This window comes from Beijerinckia sp. L45 (genome assembly GCF_009765775.1).
In the GTDB taxonomy this organism is placed as follows: domain Bacteria; phylum Pseudomonadota; class Alphaproteobacteria; order Rhizobiales; family Beijerinckiaceae; genus RH-AL1.
The window spans coordinates 1-8,555 of record NZ_LMUU01000067.1 but is presented as its reverse complement, the minus strand read 5'-3'; the positions used below and the strand labels follow the sequence as shown (position 1 = coordinate 8,555).

Annotated in this window: 8 protein-coding genes; 4 read left to right on the top strand and 4 right to left on the bottom strand. The window is 55.1% G+C overall.

The features are described from left to right. Positions 1–256: 256 nt before the first annotated feature. From GSQ79_RS06895 to GSQ79_RS06885, 3 genes are all read right to left on the bottom strand, one after another. A complete protein-coding gene (locus GSQ79_RS06895) occupies positions 257–622 on the bottom strand; it encodes a hypothetical protein (protein WP_158807990.1) in 366 nt (121 codons plus the stop codon). Positions 623–1,157: 535 nt separating this feature from the next. Then, on the bottom strand, positions 1,158–2,219 hold the full coding sequence (locus GSQ79_RS06890; RefSeq protein WP_246725144.1) for an integrase: 1,062 nt from the start codon (positions 2,217–2,219) through the stop codon (positions 1,158–1,160). Positions 2,220–2,221: 2 nt separating this feature from the next. Next, positions 2,222–2,458, bottom strand: a complete 237-nt coding sequence (locus GSQ79_RS06885; protein WP_158807989.1) for a hypothetical protein — start codon at positions 2,456–2,458, stop codon at positions 2,222–2,224. A 106-nt stretch (positions 2,459–2,564) separates the two neighbouring features. Here GSQ79_RS06885 and GSQ79_RS06880 point away from each other — a divergent pair, with 106 nt between their 5' ends. The 4 genes from GSQ79_RS06880 to terL all read left to right on the top strand — a co-directional run bounded on the left by GSQ79_RS06880 (position 2,565) and on the right by terL (position 6,936). Continuing rightward, positions 2,565–2,882, top strand: coding sequence for an Arc family DNA-binding protein (locus GSQ79_RS06880; protein ID WP_158807988.1), 318 nt, complete (start codon positions 2,565–2,567; stop codon positions 2,880–2,882). Between the two features lie 641 nt (positions 2,883–3,523). Then, on the top strand, positions 3,524–4,960 hold the full coding sequence (locus tag GSQ79_RS06875) for a DNA modification methylase (protein ID WP_158807987.1): 1,437 nt from the start codon (positions 3,524–3,526) through the stop codon (positions 4,958–4,960). A 9-nt stretch (positions 4,961–4,969) separates the two neighbouring features. Continuing rightward, positions 4,970–5,482 carry a DUF5681 domain-containing protein gene (locus GSQ79_RS06870; protein ID WP_158807986.1) on the top strand — a complete coding sequence of 171 codons (513 nt, stop codon included), beginning with the start codon at positions 4,970–4,972 and terminating at the stop codon, positions 5,480–5,482. Then, entirely contained in the window at positions 5,479–6,936 is a 1,458-nt protein-coding gene (gene terL / locus GSQ79_RS06865) for a phage terminase large subunit (protein ID WP_158807985.1), read from the top strand. The genes GSQ79_RS06870 and terL overlap by 4 nt, the downstream gene beginning before the upstream one ends. 215 nt (positions 6,937–7,151) lie before the next feature. Here terL and GSQ79_RS06860 read toward each other — a convergent pair. After that, positions 7,152–8,555 (bottom strand): hypothetical protein (locus tag GSQ79_RS06860; RefSeq protein ID WP_210253025.1); only part of this gene is annotated, 1,404 nt, incomplete at its 5' end.

The following is an 8,555-nucleotide window of genomic DNA, read 5'->3' as shown; positions in this document are numbered from 1 at the left end:
GCGCTCCAGCTTCGGCTGGGGCGCCTTTTCGCGTTTCAGGGCCGCCGATGTGGTCGAGCGCGGTTCGGCGGCGCCGTCCGACACCATTCGGCAATTTCGGCCTCGTCCGCGACGACATCGCCGGCGCGGTTCTTAATCCTTAGGCCTTCGTATCCATCGCGCCGCAGATCGCGAGCGTAATCCAACGCCTCTTCTTTCGTGTCCATGGCCGACGACACCATGTCTGCACCGTTGTTGAGAGCGATGATCCGGAAGCTCATTTCAGGTCCCCCGGCCGTGCCTCACGCGTCTCGAGGAGCCGAATGCCCTGTCGCAGCGTGACGCGGAAACCGACCCGTTCCCTGCAGGCCTGGTCGAATGCCGCTCTGGCGACCAGGGCGCCCGAAGCCCGCGCCATGTTCTCGACGACCGCGCCCTCGGCACTCCAGACATCGACCGTGAAGTTTGCCTCGACTCGCGGGTTAGCGATCACGTCCGCGTAAAACTGGAGTGCACGGCGGACAATCTCCGACGTCTCTGGCGTCAGGGTGTAGCGCCGTGGCGCGCCTGTGGCGGAGAACCGCTCGGCTAACGCCTGGAGGTCATGAGGCGTGGGTAGGATGGGCTTCTGTTCGCGGCGCATGTTCTCATTTTGTTCACATGCGCCGCCGAGTCAAATGGCTCTTCGGGGCAACAAGTAACTGGGCCCGAGCCGAGCCGCTATCACTAAGCCGCGCGAGAGTACGCAAACGTTATCGCGAGCTCCTGGGGGGATGCGCTGTAGCGGACCTCCGCTACCACCTAACTTCATCAATTCGTTGACTAACGTGGCCTCTCTTGAAGAGGCTTCAAACCGGTTTGACACTTTGAGCCGATAGGTTTGACACTGGGTGTTCTGCTTTTGAGCAGCATGTCGCGGAGGCCGAAGGTTTACGGTCCAGCGAGTCGGCGAATTGGCGATCGCGGCAACCTCTCAGTTTGGACGACGGTTTGAGCCAAATATGGGCGGGAATGACGTGACCAGAATGCGGTCAGCCACAGGTACTCATTTTTTAATGGATCTTTTGTAGGCCGGGGATCAGACGAGCTGGGCACGATTGCCAGGGCGAAGCGTCCTCATCGCGACCTGGCGGAGTTAGGGGGCTAAAGCCCACCGGCTACTGAGCAGGCTGTACGCGCTATTTTCCCGACTTCGTCCGGCGTTTAAGCAGCTCTTCGTCCAGCCGGTCAACGACGCCTCGCATCTTTGGCTTGAGATCCGCACCTTTCGCGTAATGCCTCGCCATCTCAATAGTCTTCTGACCGAGAGCGTCAGCGATGGTGCGCTCGTCGTATTCGATCTCACGCAGAATCACCGCGACGGTATGACGGAGCCCGTACAAGGTAAGCCCTAGCCCAACCAGACCGTCTTGTTCGAGCTTGATCCTAACCTTCCGCCAAGAGGCCCTGAACCCGCCTAGTGTCCACGGCAAGCCACCGAGGTTGGCACATAACGTAAATGAGTCGTGCTTGGGGGCGTTGTCGAGGATCGCCACGAGATCTCTCGGCGCTTGCCAGAATACGGGCTCACCTGTCTTTGCTCGACGTGTTGCGATTTCGCCGTCCTTATAGAATGGCTTCGGAAGCTCTAACGCGTCCTTCGGGCCGAGGGCCGTGAACGTCATGAGCGCAAATGCTGGAAGCATTTGTGGCGGCATCACTGCGAGCGCGGCGTGACGTTCGCTATCCGTCCAGGCCCGGTTCGCCTCGGGGATATTCTTGTTGCGGCGGATATCCTTGATGCCTGACGCCGCGTTTAGACTCATGTAGCCGCGCTCCGAGCCCCATCCGAAGATGATCGAGAGAACCGCTTTTACATAGTTTGCGAAACGCCGCCCTTTTGATGTCGCTTTGTCGCGTATCCTTACGACAAGAGCTTTGTCGAACCTGATCAAGGGCGTGTCGCCGATCGGCTTTAAATAGTTGAAAACCTTCTGGTAATCGCTTTGCGTTTGAATCGCGAGAGTTTTGAAGGAATCGTGCTTGCGATAATCTTCGATCAACTTAGCAAGCGTCCCGCCTGTCGGGGGCTTAACAGCGCGTCCAGCGGCGATGCGCTTACAATCGGCAATGAACTCGGGAGAACCCAGTGGCGCCGTCGTCAGGTCAATGGCGGTGCCGGTCGCGCGATGATAGCAGCGCAGTTTACCGTGCCGATCCTTGAAGATCTTGTAGCCCTCGATCTGCGTGGCATTCATCATGGTTAGCTCAGCTTCGATATGATGTCGTCACTGTCGAAAACATGACCGGCTTTAAGGCTATCGATCCACTTATCGAGATCGACAACATCCCAAAGCTTGTCGCCATCGGCCATGACGATGGGCGCAACGGGGCACTGTCCCTCGAACTTTTTTGTGCTACGCCGGCAATATGCGGCAGCCTCAACCTTTGTGAAAAGCCTGTAGGGCTGAATACGGAGGTTCAAAATGGTGCTGGTCATTAGGAATCCCGTCTCCGCACGGCCATAAGTCACCGCCAACGTAGGTCGGTGCTATATAGCTCGGTGCTGGATTGATCGCAACAGCACGGGTCTATACCGAATGATGATGGCTAGAAGCGACCCTCAGATAAACATACGGATTCCAGCTGAGCTTAAAGAGCAAATTGAAGCCGCAGCCGCCGAAAACAAACGTTCGATGATCGCGGAAATTGTAGCTCGTCTTGAGCAATCATTCTCAGGCCAAGCCCTTCAGCCGCTCGACACGGATGTTTTGAAGGACGCCGTTAAAGAGGCTTTTAGAGAGATGTTCCCCGAGCGCTTGGGTCTCCGCGACAATGAATGGCGCGAAGCGGGTCCACCGATCGAAGAACACCAGCAAAAACGTGTTGTTCGACGGACGAAATCCAAGACCGACACCAAATGATGATCTTACAGGCGCCCATAGGTGCTTTTGGGTGAAACTAGATTTTGTGGTCCGAGACATCTGAAAGGCGAACGGCGCGCTCGCTTGGCCTTGGCCTAAGAGAGTCCCGGCTCGTCAAACGTGCGCGAAGCTCACCAAGACTATCATGGCGTAAAGCGGCTGCCCACAACCACCTCCTATGACACTGAAGTGGAGGATGGCTTGTCCTGAATGGATGCTGGACGCAAGCTTCTGCAAATTACCTGTCTCACCAGATACGCCTGTTTTTTTGTAAAACAGGGATTCGCTAAATTCCGAGCTCTTTCTGTTCGTAATAACACCTTGCGGCGGAAGGTTATTTTACGCTGAGAGCTATTTTTGGTAACAGGTTGGTAGCAGGCATATGAGCAGGTCATTTTTTAATGAAGTAAGGATCCTTCTAGCCGAGAATTGACACAGAATGTGAGCGGCGGTCTAGTGTAGGTAGCTTGACAGAAACGGTATCGGTCGCATATTGTTTGCCCTGGGATCGAATCGCCTCTTTTGAGGTTGTTGGCCCGAGCAGCATTCTAGGCGGTGTGGCCGCTCAAGGAAAGCAGCAGATAAGCCTTCGAGACTCTAGGCACGGCATTCTGTCGTGAGCGCGAGCCGTTGGCGACCTCATGCTTTTCTTGGAGAAGAATGTGCCTGTTATCGTCAGAAGAATGCAGCTTCGTCGTGCGGTTCCTATCGAGCCAGCAGAAACCCCCGCGCTAGCAAACACTCGTGTTGAGCGCGAGCCCCTCGCCATCATTTACCAATCTATCGAGGCTCTCAAGCGAGCTGGTTGCTCCTTGCGAAAATCAGACAAGAGGAAGGTCGATCACCTCGTCTGCTCTTATGAGCGCTTTGGCTTTTTGGGAGCACTGCTTGTCACAAAGACGGGGGAACTCATCGATGGAGAGCTTCGATTAGAAGCATACCGGCTTCTTAAGATTGAGAGTGTCCCCACCATCATCCTTGACGGCTTTTCCGACGCCGAAATCAAAACGATTCGGGTAGCGGTCAATAGGCTCGGAGAAGGTCGGGAATGGGACCCCATCGCTCTCGCAGCTTTATTCGAAGACCTTTTCGAGGTTGATCCGACCTTGCTGGAGTTCACCGGCTTCTCCCTTGCAGAGATCGACGTGTGTTTGTCCGATTTCGCGCCAAACCTCGAAGATGACGTGGTGCCGGCGTCTAAGGGGCCGCCAGTTACACGTGCCGGCGATCTCTGGGTTTTTGCCGGGCGTCATAAGCTCTTCTGTGGCAGCGCACGAGATCCGCTCAGCTATAAGGCGCTTCTCGGGAACGAGGAGGTTCAGATGTGTCTCACTGATCCGCCCTACGGATGTCGCATCAAGGGTCATGTCAGTCGCACTCATGGTGAATTTATAGAGGGCTCCGAGATGAGCGAGGTTGATACGCTTTGCTTCTTTCGGGAATTTTTGACGGCGATGACGCCTCACCTAAATAGCGGCGCGATCGTTGATATATTCATTGATGGACCCGGGATGTTTCCCCTTCTGCAGACGATCCGAGACATCGGCCTTGTCCAGAAAGCCTTAGTAACATGGGACAAGGGAGCGGGCGGCATGGGGTCCCTTTACCGGCAGCAGGCCGAGTTTGTTCTCGTATCCAAATGGGGCTCGGCACAGCACATCAACAATATTCAACTTGGTAAGCACGGGCGAAATCGCACTACCGTGTGGTCGGCGCCAGGACTTGCTCAATTCGGCAAGGGCCGGAAGGAAGCGCTCAAAGTGCATCCTACGGTCAAACCCGTTGGGCTACTCGTCGATGCTCTCCTCGACACATCCCATTCCGGTGGCGTGGTGCTAGATCCGTTTGTTGGATCTGGGTCGACGCTCCTTGCTGCGCACCGCACACATCGTCTTGGTCGCGCAATTGAACTAGATCCAACTTATGTCGACGTTGCGGTGGCGCGAATGGAACGAGCAACCGGTGTCCCTGCGATTCACGCCGCAAGTGGCCTCACTTTCGCAGCCCTGGCTGAGCGCCGTAAGCGAGAGGAAAGATCTTCAGCGCGGAAGGCCATAGCCGTTCCGGTTCGAGCCTGAGGTGCTGCCATGACCAAAAAGCAGATACCCCGCGCCCGTTTACGAAATGGCGGCGGGCTCGACCCGCATCATGAAGATACGGTGTCGAGCGGTGATGGGGATCAGGATCTATCCACCATCGTCCGCACATCAAACGGCCGCTTTGCTGCCGGCCATTGCCCTAATGTTAAGGGGCGACCGAAGAGGGAGCAGACAGAGGAAGGTGTTCTGCTTCGTGTTTTAAGCGAGGTCATCCCAGGCAACACTCCTGGTTGGCCGAAGAATATGACCATGCACGAAGCGTTGGCACGGACGGTTTGTGTCAAAGGGCTCAAGGACCCGCGCATCGCGTTGACTTTGTTGAAGCTAGCAGCTTTCCAAATGGGTCAGCCTGGCACTAGTGATGCACCGGATACCGCAGATCTAGAGGCCGAAGAAGCTGCGCTTTCACGCTACATCGAGCGTCAAATTAGACGTCAGGCTCGGGGCGACTTGCAGCCCGGCTTAAGAGCAAACGATGCCGACAAGGAGGGGGGATCATGAGACTCCATTCCTTACCTCTAAGGGCCGCATCGCGGCTTGATCTGCCAACTTTCGTCGAGCGTAGCTTCGCCGCGCTCGAACCAAGCATCGCATTTGTCCCAAACTGGCACTATGAGCATCTGTGTTGGGCTTTGGAACGTGTCCGGCAGGGCAAGCTTCGGCGACTAATCATCAATGTGCCGCCACGCTCCGGCAAATCAATTATCGCGAACGTGGCGTGGCCATTATTTGTCATGGGTCATAATCCGACGAGGCGGATCATCTGCGTATCGCATACCGAAGATCTCGCGCGTAAATTTTTGGTTGACCGCCGCTTTCTCGCTAAGCAACCTTGGTTCAAGGATTTGTTTCCGATATTCCAGCTAGCGGGAACCCGGACCCGCGACTTGGAGCTTGTGACTACCGCGCGAGGGTCGTGCCTCGCAACGGGGGTAGGCGGCGGCATTCTTGGGCGTGGTGCGGACATAATCGTCGTCGACGATCCAATAAAGGCGCTTGATGCTGTGTCCCAAGCCGAGCGCCGCCGCGTGGCTGAGTTTTACGATAACACGCTCCTTACGCGCCTCAACGACAAGCGAGCGGGCGCAATCGTTATCATTATGCAGCGATTGCACCAAGATGATCTCGTTGGCCATGTTTTGGAGAATGACGATTGGGAGGTCATCGCATTACCTGCTATTGCCGCAAACGAAACTGTTCATCCATTAAGCGAGGTGGCGGGTGATGTGCATGTCCGGCAACCGGGCGATCTCCTTCATCCGCAGCGCGAGCCTCGCGACGTGCTTGAGCAAGTTCGACGCTCCCAGGGAAGTCTGACGTTCCAGGCGCAATATCAGCAAGACCCTGTACCTGCCGGCGGCAACATTATCCAACGCGGGTGGCTCCGATTTTATCGAGATAACGAATCACCGGAACACTTCGACCGGGTCGTCGTGTCATGGGACACCGCATCCACACTGGGCGAAGCAAGCGATTGGTCGGTTGGAACAGTTTGGGGTTCAGTCGGTCTCGACTACTATCTTCTCGACGTCGTGCGAAATCGCGTCGAAGCGCCGAACTTGCGTAGACAAATCGTTCAACTCGATCAGCAGTGGGCTGCCGACGTAACCATTGTTGAGGATACCGAACTGGGGCGTGCCCTAGTTTCAGATCTTAGGGAGACCGGCGCACTCCGACCCCTCCTCGTCCGTCCCCGTTTCGACAAGGAGGCCAGATTGTTAGCTCAAAGTGCCCGGTTTGAGGCTGGACAGATCCATCTTCCTAGTGAAGCGGAATGGCTAGGTGACTACATCGGAGAACTACTTGCGTTCCCAAACGGCCGTCATGATGATCAGGTCGACAGCACCTCTCAGGCTTTACATTACCTGACGGCGCGCTCCTCCGTTGAGCGGCCGGTAGTGCGGAGAAACATCAGGAGGCGAACAATCGTCCGCGCAGCGTTGCAGCCAGGATAAATGTCGGATGCAGATTGCGCTCTCCATCTGAAACTACTTGAACAAAACATATTGGCTGCATCGCCTTCGTGTTCCGTGCAGCCGGATCAGACCGTGAGTATCTTTGCCTGCCATCATATGTCTTCAAAGGGCGCTATGACAGCGCATTGATTGGCAGACAGGGCTGCCCGTTTATGGCAGGCGTCAGCCTAAGCTGCGGATTTAATATACAAATCTCAGTTTGCAGCCTTTTCACTACTCAGCTCTAGAAGCGCGCTGATCCGGGCGGAAATCTGCGATGTGACCACTTTTGAAGAAGCATTGGCACCAAGTAGAGCGCGAGCTGCTTCTGTTTTTGCTGCTCGCCCAATTGATCCAGCTTGATATACGTCAATCATGGCTAGGACAGCAGAGGCTAGACGTGGTTCTGCCCAAAAATGTCCAGCTTCAACAAAGGCGTATTCATCTATTTCTACAGGTACCAAATCATACTCGACAAGCCAAGCGGTTTCCGTCGTGCAGTAATCCATGTTTCCGGAATAGGCTGTCACGATAATCGGCATGCCTGCGCTCAATGCATCTAGGATGTCCAGCCCAAGCCCTTCCGCGCGATGCAACGAAACGAGGCAGTCGCCTGCTGCTAGCAAACTGTTTTGCTCGGTCGGCTCAAAAGTTTCATTAATAAGAATTAAACGCGGGTCCTGTGCACAAAGCTCCGAGATTTTCGACCATACCTCTTTCTGCTTCGTCGGCAGGTCAGTCGTAAGATTGTGCGTTTTGACAATAAGCCTCACCGCATCATTATACGTAAACGCTGCCTGGAACGCGTTGATTGTTCCAAGGACATTCTTGCGCTGAACCCACGAAAGGGCGTCCGAGGTCGTAACGAACACAAACTCCGATGGCCTTAGACCCAACTTAGCGCGAAACTTCATGCGCTCGCCCGGCAAAGCCGGGAGCCCCTTGAAGCTTATGCCTACATGAACAACGGGAACCCTCCTGTTATCGAAAACGCGAACTAGGTAGGACGATGCAACCCATATTTCATCTATCAGCGATAAGCCCAATGCGTGGACAGCGGATGGGCGGTTTAGCTCCCAGTAGGGCATGACGATAATGTAGGATCCCGCACTTATTTCGGGAAGATAAGCAATTGCTTCCGGGATCTCTTCTGCATTGAGATGTAGGATATTGATCCGTGCAGGCCGAGGCGTTCCTAGGTCGGTTCTCATTACCGCAGCAGCTCGGGACATCCCCACATCGTAATCGACAAGATTGATTGACCAATGCGTTGATCGCAGTGCCTCACCCAGACGCCGGCAGCTTTCACCGAGACCAAGCAGTCGCCGAAAAGGTCCAATGATTTGGACATCAACTTCTGACAAATTGGTCGAGGACCGAGGCAAGACTCGGTTACCTCGATAGAAATGGCCGGTAAACGACTGACTTGAAACATCGAAACCCTGAGCGCCAAGAAAGGCTCGATAAATCGAAGGTCTAATAGAACAGTCATCGCCGAAAATTCTGCATAACGCGCGTTCGAAGAGGCTGGTGCCTGAATCCTCCCGCAGCATTCCGTGAAGCCACCGGCTTGGCAAAAATGAGAGGTAATGGGGGCATCGCAAACCAAACACCATTGC

What these genes read in the sequence shown, in the direction of transcription:
- GSQ79_RS06890 (WP_246725144.1), bottom strand. Translation starts at nt 2,219, where the DNA reads ATGATGAATGCCACGCAGATCGAGGGCTACAAGATCTTCAAGGATCGG.
- GSQ79_RS06895 (WP_158807990.1), bottom strand. Translation starts at nt 622, where the DNA reads ATGCGCCGCGAACAGAAGCCCATCCTACCCACGCCTCATGACCTCCAG.
- GSQ79_RS06880 (WP_158807988.1), top strand. Translation starts at nt 2,565, where the DNA reads ATGGCTAGAAGCGACCCTCAGATAAACATACGGATTCCAGCTGAGCTT.
- terL (WP_158807985.1), top strand. Translation starts at nt 5,479, where the DNA reads ATGAGACTCCATTCCTTACCTCTAAGGGCCGCATCGCGGCTTGATCTG.
- GSQ79_RS06885 (WP_158807989.1), bottom strand. Translation starts at nt 2,458, where the DNA reads ATGACCAGCACCATTTTGAACCTCCGTATTCAGCCCTACAGGCTTTTC.
- GSQ79_RS06870 (WP_158807986.1), top strand. Translation starts at nt 4,970, where the DNA reads ATGACCAAAAAGCAGATACCCCGCGCCCGTTTACGAAATGGCGGCGGG.
- GSQ79_RS06875 (WP_158807987.1), top strand. Translation starts at nt 3,524, where the DNA reads ATGCTTTTCTTGGAGAAGAATGTGCCTGTTATCGTCAGAAGAATGCAG.